Raw genomic sequence first — 20617 nt, forward strand, 5'->3', positions numbered from 1 at the left:
CCCGGGTACGCGGGCACCGCACTGCCCTGCGTCCTTCGAGACCACGCATAAACTGGATATACAACAAGCAGATTCATCTTCGTTTTAAGCCCCGTCGCGGAGGGGCTCGCCAATCGTGTCGGTCAGGGGCCCGCGAACCAGCTCCGGGTCCGCACCAGAACCTCGGGTTCCTCCCTCTCCACGAAGGCCTCCAACTCACCGAGGGGCTGCGCGCCGAGTTCGCGTCGCCAGGCCAGTTCGGCACGATGCATGGCACGGTCGATCTGATACAGGTCGTAGGGCTCGCCCTCGGCCGTGCCCAGCCCTCGCCGTCGGATCTTGGCACAGCAGAAGGCCTCGCCCCGGCCCTCGATTGCCGACACCACATCCATGAGCGTGATCTCGCCAAGGGCCCGGATCAGCCAGAATCCGCCGCCCGGCCCCGGGGTGAAGTAGAAGATCCCGGCCCAGGCCAGAGCCTGCACAGCTGATTGTTCATGTAGGCGGCGGGCAGCTGGTAATAGTCGGCCAGCCTCGCACTGGTCACGGCCCGTTCGGGCCCGTCTCAGGCGAGATTGAGTCAGCTATGGAGCACCCGCTCGACGTCTTCGCTCATTCGCAAAAAAGGTTACTGATCATCCAGAATTAGAACGAAAACGGCCGACCCGACAGCAGAAGCCCAAGACCGGCCGACTGGCGGCACGATCCTCGGCCGCCCCGAAGGACGACAGTCACCCCACTACATGGCCCTTCTTCCACGTGTAGCGCGTCGAAATCCTAGATTCTGCCCCGGAAGGCGACTGTCACACTTGAAATTAGAAAACCTCAAACCCACTCGACCAGCAAACCAAGCATCAATTATCCAAACAAATTTCACGATCTATTCTGCATTTCCAACCTCCCCAATCGCCGGAGATTCGCAAATGAACTACAGGAGAACGCAAATTATTACACAGAATCATACTAGAGCAGATATCCACCCTTAACGCAACACTCGCATGACCCGAAATCGCCCGTTCCACCTTCCCTCCATCTGACGTCAAAACTAGATATCTATTTCATGCAAATCAAGTTCGCTTACAATTCCACGCGGCCAAGCAGGCCCAGTCAACACAGGACAAATCAGTTCTCTAGAGAGAATGCCATAGAGGTAGTCGCTAAATTTTATTTTATGACGCACCCAAGAATCAGAGCAATCCGTGGCGATCACGTGCCAATAATCTGAACTTCCCGAGGAATCCCAGAAGACCTTTTTTCCAGAATTCTCCAGACCCCAGCAAATAAGCTTGGAGAATCTTACATAGTCGTCATCCGGGGAAAATTGGCCCGGGAAGAGCAACTTGCCATCACGGAAATAAATACCTTCAGCCTCATGAATTCTGACCAAATCATCCTGATGTTGCCTGAAATCTTGAGACACCACCCTAGGGTGAAGTACACTAAATTTTTCATCAATATAGAAACCAGATCCTATTTCAACTATCGTGTCGACATAGTCGCCCGGGAGTGGGATCGAACCAGAAATAGGATAATCTCTACGATTTGGGTTGGCCCCTTCCGGCACTCCCTCCCGAAGAAGCCTGACAAGCTCATTTACTCTAGCCACCACTTATCACCATCCCCCTCGTGCGGCCATCATAGCAGTACATTCACTGCCATCGAGAGTTCTTGCCGTGGCAGTATTCTCAATACAGGAATACACATCCAGCCCCCCACTGCCCACAGCTCGATAGAATATGTGGGTTGGCATTTCCTGGTTTTTCGAGTAAATGGGAACAACTGACATGTAAACCGCCTGCCCTCCTACAACGGCACTTTTTACGCGATTTTCGATATTTTCCATTTCAGGATTGTTTGCTCGAGCATGCAGAGTGACAAGGTTCCACGGGTTGTCGCCACTGAAACCCAGGCTGTTCGCACCCAGGTGCCCTCTATGAAACACCCAACCTCCATTTTTTTGGGGCTTATTCTTTCCTTCGGGACCCGTGGGAGTTCCAGGCCACCCCGGAGGATTGATCGAATCATTTGCCGCTGTTCCTTGATCAAAATCATGACTGTCACAGAGCAAGGCAATGACACCAATTGCCTTTTCTTGCTCATTCCACCGATTATTGCCCTCCATCACTACCCTATTATTCTTGCAGTCACCACTTCCAACTTGAGAGCCCAAAGGCTTTCCCCTATAGGATTCTACCGTTTCTTGAAACTCCTGAGAAAGTTCCATATTGAAATTTAGGACAGCCTTGTAGGCGCTCTTCTCTCGCTTCAGCCTCTCCTCATCAATCTCCTCTTGAGTAACCAAACCCCTAAGAGGGGGGCGCTCCTGAGGAGTATTCAGAATCGTTCTCAGGATACTTCTACGTGGATCAACAAGGGGAATGAAGACTCTAGAAACTCCACCTCCCCCGCCACCGAAAGCCCCATACTGACCGCCGCTGAACCCTACGGTCCAACCGCTGCCCAAACCGCCTCTGCCACCAAAATATGATCTTGCAGAGGCGCTTAGAGAAAATCTTGCGGATGACCCGTTCGCTGAGGATCTCTGAGGCATGTAGTTGGCACAAGGCCCCGGACAAACCGGCCCATAAGCGGGAGAGGATTGACTCAGATAATCGTATGCGTAGAGCAAGGCTCGCGTTCGCACAGAACGTTTGAGCGAGGAACGAACGGCAGCACGGCCGCGATTCGCATACTGCTCCGCCTTCTGGATACCCCGATTTATGTAACTCAAAGGCGTGCAGATTACCGGAGGACATTTAATAGCAGCACCCGAAGCGTGGCCGCTGGGGTCCGCGTACAAGACCGGGTTCGCGTTTCCGTATGTGTATCGGTTGGCCTGCACAGATGGTGTTGGCTCGAGGGTAATTGTGTCTCGTGAAGCGAACCTGCCCGTGTCGGGCTGGTACCAGCGGGCGTGCATGTTGACATCGCCCGTGTCCGGGTCCGTCCACTCCCCCTGGTAGCCCATCGATGCCGCAGGGGCGGCACCGAGCTGCTCGCCGAACGGGCCGAAGTCGGCAGAGGTGACGACGGATCCCGTACCGGTATGCATTGCCAGCACGTCACCGTGGGAGTTGCTGTAGGCCAGCGCCGGTGTCTGTCCCCGGTCGGCAACGCTCATCAGCTGCCCGTACGGGTCGCGTCCGTACTGGGCGACGGGGGTTTCGGTGCCGTCCAGGATCCCGACCGGGTTGTTCTGCAGGTCCGGGTAGACGAAGGTCTGCGCCTCGCTGCCGGGGGCTTCGCGTTCGGTGACGCGCCCCAGGGCGTCGTAGGAGTACTCGCCGGATCCGTTGCCCGCGCTGACCATGCGCTCGAAGCCGTCGAACTGCGGGGTGCGCAACTGCCCGTCGACGAACTGTGAGCTGATGGTCCCGTTCGGGTCGTAGGACCAGGCGTCCCCGTCGCTGGAGGAGGTGAGCCGGTTGCGCTCGTCGTACTCAAAGGTCTCTCCTGCGGCCTGGACCCTGTTCCCGGAGGCATCCCATGCGTACTCGGTCTCCTCGTTCTCGGGAGAGGTCCACGAGACCAGCCTCGAGGCGTAGTCGTAGGCGTAGCGGTGGCTCCCGGCGGGTGTTCCACCGGCCGAGGAGCGCTCGGTGATACGCCCGGCCCGGTCATAGGCGTAGGTGGTGGACACGGTCTGCTCACCGGCGGAGGACAGGAGAGTGTCCTCGGTCAGCTGTGAGAGCGGGTCGTAGCTGAAACTGCGGACCGCTCCGTCGCTGGTGGTGACGTGCTCGGGGAGTCCGGCCTGGTTGTAGTCGATGGCCAGGTCGGTCCCTGTCACCGGGTCGTGGTGCCCGACCACGCGTCCGGAGGCGTCGTAGTCGAAGGTGGTGGTCCCGGTCATGTCCAACCGGGTGTCGACGCGGCCAGCCGCGTCGTAGCTCGTGGTCGTTCCGGGGGCGATGCCTTCGTAGGAGACGGTGGTCGGGCCGAGGAACTGCACCTGGTTGCCGCGGTCGTCGTAGACGATTTCGATGGCGCCGCCCGGGGTTCCGATGCCGATCGGCCGGCCCAACAGGTCGAAGCCGATGTTGCGGTCCTCGGTCGCGATTGCGGCGCCGGTGGCGGTCTCCTTGGTCAGGCCGCCCATCGCGTTGTAGGTGCGTTCACGCACGATGCCGCCGGGCACGTGCTGCTGGACGGGGTTTCCTGCGGCGTCGTAGAACGTGGTCCAGGTGCGATCGGCCAGGTCGGGGGTGCCGTCCGTGCTGGGCTCGATGAGGTCCTGGACCTGGCCGTTGGGGGTGTAGGTCGTGTAGGTGCTGTTGCCGCGCCCGTCGGTGATGCGGGTTCGCTGTCCCAGGGCGTCGTAGCCGAAGGTGGTGGTGATGGTCTCGGTGTCGCTGACCGGTTCCACCTGTCGGGTCGGCCGGCCGAGTGCGTTGTACTCGATCTCGACCTTCTGACCGAGCGGGTCGGTCTGTTCGATCGCCAGTCCGGCCGCGTCGTACTCGGTGGTAGAGGTCCGAAGCTCTTCGCCTTCTGCGTCGACCATACGGGTCGAGGTCAGCCGTCCTGCGAGGTCGTACTCCGAGATCGTTCGGGTTCCGGCGGGGTCGGTGGCCCTGGTGGTTCTTCCGGCGAGGTCGTAGTCGAACTCGGTGGTTTCCCCTGTGGGGGTGGTGGTCTGAACCAGTTCACCGGCGGGGTTGTAGGTGCTGGTGGTCTGGTGGCCCAGAGGGTCGGTGACGGAGACGGGGTTGCCCGCCGTGTCGTAGGTGTAGCGGCTGATGTAGGCCGCTGCCGCGGGGATGCGTTCGATCTGGGTATCGGTGACCTGGCGTCCCAGGTCGTCGTAGGTGGCCTCGGTGCGTGCTTCGACCGGGTCGGTGACTGCGAGCAGTTCCCCGACGGGGTTGTAGGCGAACGTCCACTGCCCGGCTTCGGGCATGCCTTCCAGTTGCGGGTCGGTGATCCCTGCAAGGTTGCCGAGCTGGTCCCAGGTGTAGGTGCGGGTGTTGCCCAGGGCGTCGGTCTGTGTGCTGATACGGCCGAGCTGGTCGTAGTCGGCGCCGGCCTCAGGCGTCAGTCGGGTCCCGTCCACGCCGGTGAAACCGGGGGCCTGGCTGCGGGTGCGCTGTCCGACGAGGTCGTAGCCGAAGACGGAGGTGTGGCCCTCGGCGTCCTGCTGGTGGGTGAGGTTGCCGACCAGGTCGTAGCCATACCTGGTGGTGGGGCGGGCGGTGAGGGTGGGCTCCGCGTGATGGACGATCTCCACCTCGGGGGACTGCTCCTGGACCAGTCGGCCCAGTTCGTCGTAGCGCATGTGCGAGGTGAAATCGGCGGCATCGGCGCCGCTCTGGTTGCCGCGCGGGTCGGTGACGGCTGTGGTCAGACCGAGTTCGTTGAGCTGGTAGCTGGTGACCAGCTCGCCTTCTGCGGTCACGACGGCTTCCTCGATCAGGTGGCCGCCTGCGTCGTAGGTGAAGCGTGTGCGCTCTGTTGTCTCCGAGGAATCGCTCAGGGCGGTTTCGGTGACATTGCCGCGACCGTCGTAGGTGTAGGCGGTGACCCGGGCCAGCCCGTCGGGGTCGAGGGTTTCCCTGGTCAGACGGGAGTCGGCGCTCCATGCCTGGTCCACGCGCGTGGCACCGTCCCCGGTGACCGACCTGGTGAGGTTGCCGGCCGCGTCGTAGGTGTTGTCCTCCAGGACCACGTCCTGGGGTTCATCGGCATTGTTGAGCATCACCTGGCTGGCGATGGTCTGTGCCGGTAGACCGTCCGCGTAGTAGGTGTAGGCGGTGGTGCGGCCGACAGCGTCCGTGGTGGAGGCCAGGTTGCCGTCGGGGTCGTAGGCGTTGGACTCCAACACCAGCGAGGAGGGTTCGTTGTCCTCGCCCGGATGGCCGGTCCATCCGTCGATGATGCGCTCGGCGATGTGGCCGCGGTCGGTGTAGGTGGTGCGGAACATGGTTCCGGCCGCGTCCTGGTGGTGGGTCCGGGTGCCGGTGAAGTCGTATCCGAAGTGTTCTGTGCGGCCTTCGGGGTCGGTCTCGGCGACGAGGTGACCGTAGTGGTTGTACGCCCACATGGTGATGCGGTCGGGGCTTTCGCCGACCAGGTCGCTGACGGTGCTCTGGATGGGGCGGCCGTCGAGGTCGTAGGCGTACCGGGTCAGCGACTGGTGGGAGGTGTCCGTGAGCTCGTTGGTGACCTCGGGGCCGGTCTCGGTGAGTACCCGGCCGGCGTCGTCGTAGGTGACAGTGGTGGTGACCCCCTCGGGGAAGGCGTCGGTGACGGCGGTGGTGGTCAGCATCCGGCCGAGTCCGTCATAGGTGTACTCGGTGACGAGGCCGGAGGGCTCTGCTACTCGGGTGATGTCGCCGTGCTCGTTGTAGGAGTAGCGGGTCTTGCCCCCGTCGGCGTCCCAGGATTCGGCCAACAGTCCGGCCGGGACGGTTCCGGAGCCGGTCGCTGACTCGGTGCCCTCGGTGTAGAAGTAGCGGACCGTGCGGCCGTCGGGGAAGCCCTCCGTTGGCGGGCTCGTCTCGGAGATCTGGTCCCCGTGGGCGTTGTAGGCCCACCAGGTGCGGTAGGTGGGGTCGAGGAAGTTCTCCGACCGGGCGTCGTGGTGCGCGACCAGCTGGTCGTTGCGCGAGTCGAAGGGGTCATCGGGGTTGTGGTGGTAGGCGAACCATTCCCAGTGGCAGTTCGTGGCCTCGACGTCCCGGCAGCTCATCTGTCCGAGCCGGTTGCCTCGTGCGTCGTTCCAGAAGCGCCTCTGCGCGCCGCTGGGCAGTGTGGTTCCGACCAGGAACCCGCCCACGTCGTAGGTGTAGGTGGTCTCGTAGCCCAGTTGGTCGACGTCTGCGGCGCGGCGGTGGCCGGCCAGGGCGTCGTAGCGTGAGGAGGAGCTCGCGCCTCCGGGGTCCTGGATGGTCACCTCGGCTGTGACCTGGGGGTCTTCGGCCTGAATGTCACCGTCGTAGGTGCGGTTGGAGTAGACCCATTTGCCACCGTTGTGGTCGATGTGGATCTGTGCGCGTGAGGTGGACTCGTCGAACGTGAGGTGGGTGGCCCGGTTGCCCTCGGGGGTGGTGGCCTCGTGGAGCCGGTCGGCTTCGTCCACGCCGGCGGTGTGGTGGAGGGCGATCGTGTCCGCGTCGAGGGGGCGCTGGTAGACGGCGACTTCGTCGATCTTCCCGGTGAAGGGGAATTCTCCGGTGGTGGAGCGGGTCTGGGGCCAGGCGCTGTCGGCCACGCCGGTACCGACGTAGACGAACTTGGTGCTGCGGTGGTCGACCTGCCCTGTCTTGGTACCGACCTGCTCGCCGTTCAGGTAGAGGGTCTGGGAAGTGCCGTCCGAGGTCAGGGCCACGTGGTGCCATTGGCCGTCGTTGACCGTGCCGTCGGTGGTGATGGGGGTCGCCCCACCGGAGGTGGTCCAGAACTGTGCGCGTAGTTTGCCGTCGGTCCCCACGTACACCAGGGGTGTGCGCTCGCCGGGTGAGGTCGGCTTGTTCTGCGCACCGATGATCGTGCCGTGTTCGGTGGTGGCGAACCAGGTCTCGAGGGTGATGCGGGTGCCGACCTTGTGCAGGATCGACTCCGGGAGTTGTGCGTGGCTGCCCGAGGAGGTCTGCAGAGCGCCGGTCTGCACGCCTGCCAGCGCGCCCTGGGCGCCCAGGGAGGATCCGACGATGTCGGCCGGTTCCCCTCCGAGTGTCTGCGGTACCTCGTTGAGGGACGTTTCTCCGCTTGTCTCCTCGAAGCGCCAGTACCCGTAGGGGTTGGCGTCCATGGCGGCGGCTTGGTAGTGCGAGCCGTCGGCGTAGGTGTAGGAGGTGCACTCGTTCTCGGGGTTGCAGGACTGGGCCAGGCGCTGCCCGTCGTAGGTGTACGACCATTGCGCCTCGGTGTTCCCGCCCTGGGCGGTGACCGAGGTGACGCGGGCGTTGTCCCAGGTGAAGGCCAGGGTACGGCCTCCTTCGGCGGTGACCGTCGAGATGAGCCCGGAGGAGTCGTAGTCGATGGTCTGGGCGCGTCCCCGGTGGTCGGTCACCTCCAGCAGGCGTCCCGCGTCGTCGAAGGCGTAGGTGGTGGAGGCCTTGTCCATCAGCTTCCAGCCGCTCTCCGTCCGGGAGAGGACGGCGTGCATGCCGGAGGGCGGGGTGAAGCTGGCGTCGGCGTTGCGTGCGAAGCGGTGCTGGCGTCCGTCGGGGTAGGTGACCACGACGTTCCCGGTCCCGTCGACGTCCGGGACGAGGCCCATGTCGAATCGGGTGGACCAGCCGGCGCCGAAGATGCCGTTCTGGCGCGGGTCGGAGGAGTTGTAGGTGCGGGTGATGCTCAAGGGCGGACCGGCGGAGGGAAGGGAGGCGTCGGTGACGGTCTCGGTGTAGTTGCCGATGAGCGCGTCGACCGTTCCGGTGCCGTCGGTTCCGCCGGAGTTGGCGAGGTTGGAGGTCACCGCGGGCTGGTCGGGTTCGGCGATCAGGCGCAGCCAGCCGCTCTCGGTCATCTGGCTGCCGTCTCGGACGAAGACGTTCCACCAGTACTGGTTGCCCCACTGCATGCGGTCTTCGGGCAGTTTCCAGGTTGTCTCGTCCTGCCAGCCGGAGTCCACGCACTCCCAGTCCGGCCATTCCCCGTCGCAGAAGTTGAACCAGAACTCCATGCCTGCGGTGGGCCAGGCGTCGTTGTTGCGGCCCAGAGCGGTGAACTCCGGTTCCAGGGTCGCTACGCGGGCACCGTCCCGTGGGCTGTAGTCCAGTAGCTGGGGTGGCAGGTCGGGGATCTCCAGCTCGACCTGGGCCGTCATGGGCACTCCCCATGCGGCGAAGGTCTGTGCCTTGTGGGTCATGTCGAACTTGATCGTCCACGTTCCCGGGGGGAGGGGACCGACTTTGGCGCTGACGGTCGCGGTCTGTCCCGTGGCCACGTTGCGGGGCATGACAGTGGTGGGGGCGACGTGGTAGATGCGGTTGCCCTGCTGGTCGAAGACCTGGTAGCTGAGCTTGTATCCGTTGCTCGGGGTCCAGGTCTCCTTGCCCCGGTTGGTGACCTTGACGTCGACGTTGGTGGTGCGGTTCGCGTGGGGCGCCGGCTCGAACACGGGCGGGTTCTGAGCGAAGGCATAGTCGGCCCGGTAGGGGCTGTAGGTCACCGTCATGTACGGTGCGCCCCAGGATTCGCGGCTGCCGAACTTCTTCCAGCCCGAGCTGCTGGTGTTCGACGCCCGGACGGTCAGGCCGTGGTTCGCCTTGTCCCCGTCGACCCATGCCTGGACGAGGTCGCGACCGCGGTTCCCGAGGTTGATGCCCTCGTAGCGTGCGGGGCAGGAACTACTGGAGGCTCCGATGGGCATCCAGCCGCGTGCGAAGCTCTCCGTGCCCAGGGCGGTCGAGTTGTAGTTGGGCCCGGGGAAGTTGGAGATCGACTTGTGGTCCCAGGACTGGGTTACTTCGTGCACCGAGACCGGGGAGGGCGTGCAGGAGTAGGACCAGTGGTTGAACAGGTAGAGCTCGGCTCCGTAGATCTTGTGGTGCCGCAAGGCGCTGACCATGGAGTTGAACTTCAGGTAGGACGCCGTACGTGTGGAGCCGCCGTCGTAGGTTCCTGCCTTGAGTTCCTGCTCGGTGTGGCGTGAGGTGTTGAAACCGCTTTGGACATAGGTGTCCTGGGAAGCGTTGTAGTTCCACGTCGATGTGGGGTCGACTCCCACCGGGTAGACACGGTCCTCGTCGGAGAGCCATGCGAAGTCAGCCTCCACCTCCAGGATCCACTGCCGGTTCTCCTCGACGAGGTCGAACTGCACTGCCTCGGACCAGGCACCGTCCCCCGAGTGGGGGTCGATGTTCGAGTCCTCCATGTGTCCGGCCGGGATGTGGCCTACAGGCTCCCCATCGCCGTCGACCAGGTCGATGCTGCCGTCCTCGAGGAGAACGGGCTCGAGCCCCTCCAGCGCGAGGGGGAAGCGCCATGTGGCGTCCTCTTCGCCGGCAGGAGGCTCGTTGAGCCAGATGGTCTCCTTGACGACACCGCCCACCAGGGACTTCAGTTCGATGTCCACACCGGGCAGGGCCTCTTCGTAGAGGATGGTGTCGGCGTCGCTCTCCGACACCTGCCCTTCCGCCCCGGCTGCTCCTTCGAGGGAGAAGGCCAGGCTGTACTGGCCGTCCAGCTCCATGCGGGCGAGTTCCTCGCCGTCGGCGTGGGAGGCGAAGGCGACGCCCTGGGAGTCGGCCGCGTTCGTCCAGGTGGCGGTGTTCTCCGGAACCAGGGTGGTGTCGATCTGTTCCCAGTCGCCGTCTTCCTCGTAGTGGAGAGGTTCCAGGGAGAAGTCGGTGGCGAGGGTGCCGTCCTCGTTCTCGTAGGTGCGCGAGTACTCGTCGCGCTCCTCGACGAGTTCCACGCTGGTGTCCGGGTCGAACCCGGAGATCTCCGGCTCCGGCTCTTCGTCCGCGAGCCGGACCGCGTCATCTGTGTCAGAGGCAGGGGGACGCAGGGGATCGGCGTCCTCCGGCAGGTCCGGCCATTCGTAGGGCAGAGCTCCGTCGGGCACTTCACTGCCCGTTCCCTCGCCGGAAGGAATGTCTGCGGCGAGCGCGCTCCCCGTGTCATGGGGTAGCCCTGACGCAGTCCCGTCTTCCTGCGACGGGGTTTCCACATCGGCTGCGGACACCGGTGTGAGGCGGGGCATCGTCAGGTGGGGCGGGAGGGATGACATGGAGTCCGAGAGGAGCAGCACCAGGGCTGTTCCTACGGCTGTCGTCTTCAACAATGTGGTGCGGACGCGCTTGTTTCGCACGCCACCGGAGCCATGCTCCGAAACATCGTTGAGAGCACCGTTGAAGGACGGCTGCTGGCCGGTCGGCACGACCGGTCACCTCCGGATCACGTAGAGCGAACCATATGCGGAGGACACGACTGAAAGATCAGGCGTGCGTACTTCCCCCGAAGTCCGCAGATCCGGAACGCAGTTCCAAAACAACCAAGCAAGGATGAAAGTAGCAGAAGGCGAGAATGCCCCCACAAGGCCTCACGACCACTTTCCACGCCCCGTTATCAACATGAGACCCAAGGCTCACGACAGTCACATCGCTCCAGCTAACACCAAGCATCGCCCTCGGTACTATTCGTGACGAACAGCCAACGGAGGACGCTCTGATCTGGTACCGAGAATCCGGGCTTACCTCTTACGCCTCAGAAGTCTCGACGAGACCGAACCCGACAGATGAAGCTCTGCACGAGGATCATGCCAAGGCATTAACTTGGTAACGGCACGTCCTTTAACTCTGAAGGGGAGGCCTGGGGGACCAGGACGAAACCTGAGGCGAGCTGGCCGATCCCACAGAACCAAGATGCTTCTGACCTGCCCTTTTACTCATTCACTCAGGCTGGCAACCAGATAGCGACTTTTCGGCTGGCGCCCTTCGCTCTCCCTGGGAGAGAACCGTCAATGGGGACGATCCTTCGCTCGGAATTCACCGAGGTCTCGCGAGCTGGCAAGTGGCAGAGGACCGACCTCTGCACCGACCAGCGCCGACCAGCGCCGACCAGCGCCGACCAGACAGAACTGTCCTCGACGAACAAGTGCATCGCCTCAGGGGAGACCGGTCCGGGGTCCTTCGCCTCTCCGGCGAACTGCTGGGAAGTCGGTGCCACCATGGCGGTTCGGGACGATCGTGGTGACGGCCGCCGAGGGCCGCCCGGCCCAGGAGACAGACCGGATGCCAGGAGTGACGGAGTCGGATTGCCACGTCCGGCGCCAAGACGGATCCGGGCTAGTGACCGCGGCTGCCGAGGAGGACGCCCTGTGGTGGGGCGGACCGGCCCCGGCCCCTGCCGGCCGCGCGGACTGCGAGGTCCGAACGTCCGGAAGTCCGCCCCCGGTGACCGGTATCCGACACGGGGCGCCCCTCCCCCGCGCGAAGGGGCCGGGGAGGGGCGGGCGGCGGGTCCCGCGCGGCCCTCCCCGGCCCCGGGCCGGATCAGCCCTCGCCCGGGGGCTCCCTGCGCGCGAGCGCCCGGTGGTCCACCTTCCCGTTGGGGGTCAGCGGCATCTCCTCCAGCCGGTCCCAGCTCCGCGGGACCAGGCTCGCGGGCAGGGCCGAGCGCAGGAACGCCTCCAGCTCACCGGCCCCGACCTCGGCTCCGGGCACGTAGTGCGCGGTGAGGACCGGCTGCCTCCCGTCCTCCTGCCTCAGCGTGACCGCGCAGAGCTTCACCGAGCCGTGCCGGCTGAGCACCGCCTCGATCTCGTCGAGCTCCATGCGCACGCCCGCGACCTTCACCTGGCGGTCGACCCGGCCCAGGTAGTGGACTCCGTCGCCGTCGATCCTCCCCAGGTCGCCGGTGCGGTACAGGCGGCCCGTCGGGGAGTCCGGGTCGAACACGTCGCGGAAGAACGCGGAGAGGGTCGCGTCGCGGTCGCCGAGGTAGCCCAGTCCCACGGGGACGCCTCCGACGAAGAGCTCGCCGGCCTGTCCGGGGCCTGCCGCGGACCAGGTGCCCTCCTCGCTGTCGTGGACGAGGCAGTAGATCTTCGCGTTGCCGATGGGGCGGCCGACGGGCAGGCGGGCCCCGGCCGTGTCCTGCGGCGACACCACGTGGTGGGTCACATCGTCCGAGCACTCGGTGGGCCCGTAGGCGTTGAGCAGCCCGGCGTGCGGAAGGGCCGCCAGGGCGCGCTCCGCCAGGCTGGGCTTGAGCTCCTCGCCGGTGGAGATGAGCCAGCGCAGGGCGGGGAGCACCTCACCGCCCCCCTTGCGCGCGATGTCGTCGAGCAGGGTCCCGATGGCGGTGGGCACCAGTTCCACGATCGTCGCCTCGTGCCGCAGGAGCAGCCGGTGCAGCCGGGGCGGGTAGAGGACGTCGTTGTCGGAGGCGACCACGACCGTGGCCCCGGCCATGAGCGGGGCCAGCATCTGCCAGATCGAGATGTCGAAGACCAGCGGCGCGGTGAACACGACCCGGCTGTCCTCGGTGATGTCCAGGTCCGCGACCTTGGCCCACAGGTGGTTGAGCATGCCCGGCTGGGCGACCACCGCGCCCTTGGGCCGGCCCGTCGTCCCCGAGGTGTAGATGACGTAGCGGGGCTCCTCCCCCGCCGGGGCCTCCAGCGGGCCTCCTCCCCCGCCGGAGGTCCTCTCGACCACCGGGGGCTGGTCGTCCCCGGCCGTGTACTCCACGGCCAGGGCGCTGGAGCTCAGCCGCAGCACCTCGTCGATGCGCGCCCGGGGCCACCCGGGGTCCACCGGGAGGTAAACCGCGCCCAGGCTCTCCAGGGCCAGGAACAGCACGATGGTCCGCGCGGACCGGGGGCCCAGGCAGGCGACGACGTCTCCCGCCCCGCAGCCCGCCGCCTCCAGGCGGGCGCGCATCCGCTCCACGCGCCGGACCAGGTCCGCGTAGCCGATCTCGGCCCCGGCGCCGACGACGGCCCGCCGGTCGGGGCTCTTGCGCGCCCACGCGTTCACGCGGTCGAGCACGGTGCCGGTGGTGTCGGCGTCGCCGGGGTTGGCCAGCGCGGGCGCCGGCCCCTGTCCCGTGTAGGGGAGGTCGGCCAGGTGCGGCAGCCGGTGGGACGTGGTCACAGGGCGCCCCCGTTCCGGGCGGCGCGCGCCCGGTCCGGGCGCCGGTGCCGTTCGGTGTCGTAGAAGAAGTCCTCGACCGTCGTCGCCCCGCCGTCCTCGGCGGCCCTCCTGTGGACGTAGTCGCCGACCACCAGGTCCAGGACCCCGAGGCCGAAGGGGGAGAAGACCACCGGGCGACCGGGCTCGGGGCGGAACCGGCCGCTGATCACCTCGGGGAGCGTCGCGTGGACGAAGTCGCGCCGGCCGGTGCGCTGCTCGGCCAGGTGCACCGAGGTGTCCGCCTTGAGCACGTGCTCGACGTCGTCCACGACGTTGGTGCTCGCGAGGACGACCTCCGGGGAGAGGTCGCGCAGGGAGACGTGCAGGACCAGGGGGTTGTGGGAGAACCACGAGGGGTCGGTGACGTGCGGCGAGGCGGCGGTCGTGGCGAACACGACCATGTCGTAGGAGGAGACCAGGTCCCGGGCCGACCCGTGCACCCGCACGCTGCTGCCGGGCGAGGCCTGTTGCACGTGGCCGGCGAACCCGCGGGCGTAGTCCTCGGAGAGGTCGTGGACGCCGATCCGGTCGAAGGCCGGGCCGAGCGCGGCCAGGTACTCGTGGAGGTAGCGCGCGATCAGGCCGGCGCCGAAGAAGCCCACGTTGGTCAGGGGCGCGCGCCCGCGTGCCAGGTGGCGCACCGCGACCGCCGCGGAGGCGGCGGTGCGCACGGCGCTGATGATCGAGCCTTCGAGGCAGGCGTAGGGGTAGCCGGTCGCGGCGTCGTTGAGCAGCAGGACGGCCGAGGCCCGGGGGATGCCGTGCTCGATGTTCTCCGGGTAGCTGGACACCCACTTGATGCCGTCGACGCGCACGTCCCCCCTGACCGCCGCGGGCAGGGCGATGATCCGCGAGGACGGCTTGTCCGGGAACCTCAGGAAGTACGAGGGCGGGTTCGTGGTCTCGCCTGAGCCGTGCAGCAGGTAGGCCTGCTCCACGAGGTCGGTCAGCTCCTGTTGCCGTCCCGCGAGGACATCGTGGACGGTGGCCCCCGATATGACGGTGAACGGTGGAATCGACTGTGTGCCCATGGCTGCTCCCGGTACCTGTCCGCTTGTACGACGCGAGGGGAAACGGAGTTCGCCCGCGGCGGTTCCGGGGACACGCCGTGCTCGGCCCGGGGCACCGCTGCGAACTTCGAAACCCTTGTGGTCTGAAGGGAAGAAAGTGCTTACCAAGGGCGGAGTGTACCGTGGGCGCCCTTCCTCCGGGGGTTTTCCCTTTGCGCAAATCGGGCTGCCTGTTCTCGGTGGCTCCGTTGGCGGAAAACCAGGTCGGGCACCCGGTGAACGGCGGCGGAACGGGCCATTGTGGCACCCGGTACCGGAGTGCGGCGGATACCGCCCACCCCTCCGGACACCATTACGGCAAACGCTTTTACCATACGAATAAATGCGCGTCAATACCAGGCGGGAAACTATCCCTGCCGGGGCAAACGCAGTAAGGTGGCCCGGTGGTCGACACATTTACCCCTCCCTCCCCCGGGAACACAGCCACCCCTGTCCGGTATCTGCTGTGGCTGGTCCTCAGCCAGAAATCCCGGATCGCCGCGGGCGCCACCCTCGGAAGCCTGTGGATGCTGGGTCTGACCCTGCCCCCCTACGTGCTCTCCCGGGCGATCGACGACGGGCTGAGCGCGGGCGACACGGGGGCCCTGTCGCTCTGGGTGGCCGTCCTGTTCGGCGTCGGCGTGCTCAACGCCGCGCTGGGGATCGCGCGGCACCGGACGATGACCAAGATCCGTATGGACGCCTCGTTCCGGACCGTTCGCGCCACGGTCCGCCACTCCACCCGCCTGGGCGCGACGCTGCCGCGCCGGGTCTCCAGCGGCGAGGTCGCCTCCATCGGGATCGCCGACGTCCAGGTCATCGCCCAGTCCCTGACCGTGACCGGCCCCGGGTTCGGCGCCGTGGTGGCCTACATCGTCATCGCCGCGCTCCTGCTGTCGATCTCCCCGCTGCTCGCCGTCGTCGTCCTCGCCGGTGTGCCGATGCTCGCGATCACGGTCGGCCCCCTGCTCCACCGGCTCCTGGGGATCGGCTCCGCCTACCGGGAGATGCAGGGCGCCCTCACCGCGCGCCTGGTGGACGTGGTGACCGGCCTGCGCGTCCTCAACGGGCTCGGCGGCAAGGACGCGTTCGCGCGCCACTTCCACCGCGAGTCCCGGGAGTTGCGGGACAAGGGGTACCGGATCGGCGGCGTCACCAGCTGGGTGGGCGCCCTGGGCGTGGGCCTGCCCGCCCTGTTCCTGGCCGTCGTCACCTGGCTCGCGGCCAGGATGGCGGCGAGCGGCGCCATCAGCATCGGCGACCTCGTCGCCGTGTACGGGTACGTCGCCGTCCTGGTGGTCCCCGTCGCGTTCTTCATCGAGGGCGGCACGGACATCACACGGGCCCTGGTCTGCGCCCGCAGGGTGATCCGGTTCCTCAACCTCGAACCGGAGCACGCGGACGACGGCGCCACAGGGCGGCCGCCGGCGCCGGGAGCGGAGCTGTACGACCCCGCGTCGGGCGTGCGCGTCGGCCCGGGGGGCCTGACCGCGCTGGCCGGCGCCCGGCCGGCGGACGCCGAGGAGATCCTGGACCGCCTCGGCCGGTTCACCGCCTCCGACGCCGAATGGGGCGGGGTCCCGTTGCGCGAGGCGCCCCTGGACGCGGTGCGCGAGCGCGTCCTCCTGGCGGACAACGACGCCGACTTCTTCTCCGGGAGCATCCGCGACGTCGTCGCCGGGGCCGGGGAGCCCGACGACGAGGCCGTCCGCGCGGTGCTGCACACGGCCGTGGCCACCGACATCGTCGACGCCATGGCCGACGGCCTCGACTCGGTGGTGAACGCGCGGGGCCACAACCTCTCGGGGGGCCAGCTCCAGCGCCTGCGGCTGGCCCGGGCGCTGTACACCGAGCCCGAGGTCCTGCTCGCGGTCGAGCCCACCTCGGCCGTGGACTCCCTCACCGAGGCCGCGATGGCGGCGCGCCTGCGACAGGCCCGCGCGGGCACGACCACGGTCGTCTCCACCACCTCGCCGCTCGTCCTGGACCAGGCGGACGCGGTGGTCTACCTCGTCGACGGGCGGGCGGCGGCCACGGGCACACACCACGGACTACTGCGCACCGAACCCGGATACCGGGCCCTGGTGTCGCGCGACGCAGAGTGGGAGCCGCTCCGATGACCGCAGTGCTGCCCGTCGCGGACCGAGCGCACGTGCGCCGCGCCGCCGTGCGCGAGATCCGCGCCGACCGGTGGACGTTCGCCCTGATGCTGGCGCTCAACGTGCTGGCCGCCCTCGCCGCGCTCATAGCCCCCTGGCTCGTGGGGCTGATCGTGGACACCGTCCAGCGGTCCCCCGGCCCGGCCGCGGTGGCCTCCGTGGACCGCACGGCGCTGGCGATCGTCGTCGTGACGGTCGTGCACATCCTGCTGGCGCGCTACTCCCTCTACGTCGGCTACAGGTTCGGCGAGGGCGCCGCCGCCCGCATCCGCGAGCGCTTCCTGGAGCGCACGCTGGCCCTGCCGGCCGCCACGGTCGAGCACACGGCCACCGGCGACCTGGCCGCGCGCGGCACCTCGGACGTCACCAGGGTCGCGTCGGCCCTGCGCAACGCGATCCCGGAGGTGTTCGTCGCCCTGACGCAGGGGCTGTTCCTCATCGGCGCGGTGCTGTTCATCGACCCGGTGCTGGGGGCCTGCGGACTGGCCACCCTGGTCACCATCGTGGTCGCCCTGCGCTGGTACCTGCGCCGGGCGCGGACGGCCTACCTCGCCGAGGGCGCCTCCGGTTCGGACCTCGCCGAGGTCCTCACCAGCACCGCGAGCGGCGCCAGGACCGTGGAGGCCCTGCGCCTGCAGGAACGCCGGATCGCCGCGGCGGAGACCGCGATCGGGACGGCCCGCGGGGCGCGGCTGCGCACCCTGTGGCTGCGCACCGTCCTCTTCCCGTCCGTGGACGTCTCCGCCGTCCTGCCGCTGGTGGGCGTGCTGCTGATCGGCGGCGTGTTCTACCAGAACGGGTCGGTCTCCCTGGGGACGGTCGTGACCGCGGCCCTGTACCTGCGCCAGCTCTCCGTCCCGCTGGACACGATCATGCTGTGGGTCGAGGAGCTGCAGGCGAGCGGCGCCTCCTTCGCCCGCGTGGAGGGACTGGCCGCGGCGCCCGCGGCCGAGCGGCCCGCCTCCGCCGAACCGGCCGACGACCGCATCCGGGTCAGGGACGTCCGCTACGCCTACGACCACCGCGGGGACGTGCTGCACGGGCTGGACCTGACGGTGCAGCCGGGGGAACGGCTCGCCGTGGTCGGCCCCTCGGGCGCCGGGAAGTCCACGCTGGGCAGGCTCCTGGCGGGGCTGGACAGGCCGCGGACGGGGGAGGTCACCGTGGGAGGCGTCCCCGTGGCGGACCTGGCGCCGGAGCTGCTGCGCCGCCAGGTGGTACTGCTGACCCAGGACCACCACGTCTTCCGGGACACGCTGCGGCACAACCTGCTCCTGGCCAGGGCCGGGGCGACCGACGCGGAGCTGCACGCCGCCCTGGACACGGTCTCGGCCGACTGGGCCCGGGAGCTGCCCGAGGGGCTGGACACCGTGCTCGGCCCCGACACGCACAAGCTCAACGGGGGCCAGGCGCAGCAGCTCTCCCTCGCACGGGTGGTGCTCGCCGACCCCCACACCCTGATCCTGGACGAGGCCACCGCCCTGCTGGACCCCGCCACGGCGCGCAACACCGAACGGGCGCTCGCGGCGGTCCTCGAGGGGCGCTCGGTCATCGCGATCGCCCACCGGCTGCAGACCGCGCACGACGCGGAGCGCATCGCCGTGATGGACGAGGGCCGGATCATCGAGCTCGGCAGCCACGGCGAGCTCCTCGCCCGGGGCGGGACGTACGCGAACCTGTGGAGGTCCTGGCACGGGGACTAGGGGGTCTCAGGGCCGCCGCGCCCACGACCGCCGGGCGGCCCTGCGCGGCGCCGGCGAGCACGGACGCGGCTGCCCGGACTGCCCGGCGCACGGTCATCCGCACCGGCGGGGCCGGGCGCAGGATCTCGGCGAAGGCGCGCGGGGGGCCGGGGCCCGGTCGCGGTGCACGGGACGGGGCCCGGGAGCGCCTCCCCGTTCCGGGGCCGGGGGCAGCCCGGTCCCGGGACGACGAGGCGGTCCCGGCCGTTCAGCCGCCCAGGCCCACGCGGAACCCCTCGATGTAGAGGCGGTCCAGCGACATCCTCTCCAGCGCCTCCAGGGCCAGGTCCGGCGAGGCGATGATCGGCTGGTTCTTGACGTTGAAGGACGTGTTGATCACGCAGCCCAGGCCGGTGTGCTCCTTGACCTTGTGCAGGAGCCGCCAGAAGACCTCGTTGTCCTCCTTGGTGACGATCTGGACCCGGGCGGTGCCGTCCACGTGCACGGCGCCCCGGATGCCCGGGATCCGTTCGGGCCGGGTGCGGGCGGTGCTGAGCATGTACCTGCTCGGCGACAGGGCCCGGCCCTCGAAGACCTCCTCGTAGTCGGAGTCGAGGATCGCCGGGGCGAAGGGCCGGAACCCCTCCCGCATCTTGACGATGGCGTTGAGCCGCCCCTTGATGTCGTCCCCGTTCGGGAGCGCCAGGATGGACCTGTTCCCCAGCGCCCGGGGGCCGAACTCCATACGTCCGGCGAACCAGGCGACGACCCTGTCCTCGGCGAGGTCGCGGGCGGCCAGGTCCATGTACTCGTCGGTGAACCCGTGGTACTCCCAGACCGGGGACGCGCCTCCGGACCGCTCGAACGCCTTCAGCGCCGAGCGCACGTCGCCGGCGCCGTAGCCGGGACCGGTGTAGGCGCTGAAGGTGCCGGAGAAGCCCCCGGCCACGTGCAGTGCGGCCCCCATCGCGGTGCCGTCGTCGCCCGCGGCCGGCGGGACGAACATGCGCGACACCTCGGGCAGCTCCGAGATGGACTGGTTGGCCAGGCAGTTCAGGAAGGTCCCGCCCGACAGGCACAGCGAGTCCTGGCCCGTGTGCCGCAGCCAGTGGCGGACCAGGTCCGTCAGGACCTCGGAGAAGCGCGCCTGGAAGGCGGCGGCGATGTCGGCGTACTCGTCGGGGACCGCGGCGCCGGGCTCGCGCGGCGCGACGCCGAGCGACTCCTCCAGGAAGGCCAGGGCGTCCGGGTAGCCCTCCCCCGCGCGTCCGAGCGCGCCCTGGGGCCAGCCGATGGCGGCCCGCCCCTCGTCGGCGCCCATGAAGCGGGCGAAGAACGCGGCGTAGCGGCGGGGGTCGCCGTACGCGGACAGGCCCATGACCTTGTACTCGTCGGAGTTGAAGGTGTACCCGAGGTAGCGGGTCAGGATCGAGTAGAGGATGCCCAGGGAGGAGTCGATGCCCTGGCTGTACAGCTCCTCCATGCGGCCCCGGGTGAACCGGTGCACGGTGAGCGCGACGGTCTCGCCCATGCCGTCGGAGACCACGGACAGGGCGTCCTCGTAACCGCTCAGGTGGTAGGCGGAGGCGGCGTGGGCGACGTGGTGGTCCACCGGGCGGAACCGGTCGCCCGGGTTCTTCCACCCCGTGCGCGCGAGTTCCTCGACCACGGTCCGGCCGCTGAGCACCTCGTCGAAGTACTCGGGGGTCCGGTGGAAGAAGCGGCGGAACCGGTCGTAGTTGAAACCGTGGGCGATGAGGTCGACGTCGTCGCCGGTGATCCCGGCGTGGTCGAGGCAGTAGGCGATGGCCTTCTCGGGGAAGGCCCCGGTCGCCTTCTCCCCGGTGAAGCGCTCCTCGGCCGCCGCGGCGACGATGTTCCCGTCGACCACGAGGCAGGCGGCGCTGTCCATGCCCTGGCAGATCCTGCTGTCGACCTCCGCGATCCCCGGCCTGCTCCGGAGGTGGTGCGGCTGGGAGTGGGGGAGGCCGCTGAGGCCGAGTACGATCACCGTTCTCCTTGTGTGGGCTCGGCGTTCTCCGCCCCACGCCCCGGGGTGCGGGTGGGGCGGGTCGGTTCACGCCCCCGGGGCGCGGGGCGCCTGAGCGGCCGCCCGTGCCGACCGCGTGAGCGCTTCCTCCCGGTCGGCGGGACCGGCGGCC

At 67.7% G+C, this 20617-nt stretch carries 8 protein-coding genes; 2 read left to right on the forward strand and 6 right to left on the reverse strand.

Annotated elements, in window-relative coordinates:
* Positions 1 to 122 precede the first annotated feature (122 nt).
* From ACQPYD_RS19255 to sbnB, 5 genes are all read right to left on the reverse strand, one after another.
* On the reverse strand, positions 123 to 464 hold the full coding sequence (locus ACQPYD_RS19255; protein WP_433696974.1) for an Rrf2 family transcriptional regulator: 342 nt from the start codon (positions 462 to 464) through the stop codon (positions 123 to 125).
* Positions 465 to 1024: 560 nt separating this feature from the next.
* Positions 1025 to 1588 carry a hypothetical protein gene (locus ACQPYD_RS19260; RefSeq protein ID WP_433696975.1) on the reverse strand — a complete coding sequence of 188 codons (564 nt, stop codon included), beginning with the start codon at positions 1586 to 1588 and terminating at the stop codon, positions 1025 to 1027.
* A gap of 3 nt (positions 1589 to 1591) precedes the next feature.
* Positions 1592 to 10492, reverse strand: a complete 8901-nt coding sequence (locus ACQPYD_RS19265; RefSeq protein ID WP_433696976.1) for a DNRLRE domain-containing protein — start codon at positions 10490 to 10492, stop codon at positions 1592 to 1594.
* A gap of 1429 nt (positions 10493 to 11921) precedes the next feature.
* Complete coding sequence (locus ACQPYD_RS19270) at positions 11922 to 13526, reverse strand: amino acid adenylation domain-containing protein (RefSeq protein WP_433696977.1); 1605 nt, start codon at positions 13524 to 13526, stop codon at positions 11922 to 11924.
* The gene (gene sbnB / locus ACQPYD_RS19275; RefSeq protein ID WP_433696978.1) at positions 13523 to 14596 is read right to left on the reverse strand and encodes a 2,3-diaminopropionate biosynthesis protein SbnB; all 1074 of its coding nucleotides are present in this window, start codon (positions 14594 to 14596) and stop codon (positions 13523 to 13525) included. Before sbnB ends, ACQPYD_RS19270 begins: the two co-directional genes overlap by 4 nt.
* Positions 14597 to 15018: 422 nt before the next feature.
* Here sbnB and ACQPYD_RS19280 point away from each other — a divergent pair, with 422 nt between their 5' ends.
* Both ACQPYD_RS19280 and ACQPYD_RS19285 read left to right on the forward strand, forming a co-directional pair.
* Positions 15019 to 16734, forward strand: coding sequence for an ABC transporter ATP-binding protein (locus ACQPYD_RS19280; RefSeq protein WP_433696979.1), 1716 nt, complete (start codon positions 15019 to 15021; stop codon positions 16732 to 16734).
* Positions 16731 to 18476: an ABC transporter ATP-binding protein gene (locus tag ACQPYD_RS19285; RefSeq protein WP_433696980.1), complete on the forward strand. Its 1746-nt coding sequence runs from the start codon at positions 16731 to 16733 to the stop codon at positions 18474 to 18476. The genes ACQPYD_RS19280 and ACQPYD_RS19285 overlap by 4 nt, the downstream gene beginning before the upstream one ends.
* Before the next feature lie 247 nt (positions 18477 to 18723).
* On the opposite strand, the gene ACQPYD_RS19290 is transcribed toward ACQPYD_RS19285, so the two are convergent.
* Positions 18724 to 20466 (reverse strand): carbamoyltransferase family protein, encoded by a 1743-nt coding sequence (locus tag ACQPYD_RS19290; protein WP_433696981.1) that lies wholly within the window; start codon positions 20464 to 20466, stop codon positions 18724 to 18726.
* Positions 20467 to 20617: the final 151 nt, after the last annotated feature.

This window comes from Nocardiopsis sp. CA-288880, assembly GCF_050955985.1.
Lineage (GTDB): Bacteria > Actinomycetota > Actinomycetes > Streptosporangiales > Streptosporangiaceae > Nocardiopsis > Nocardiopsis tropica.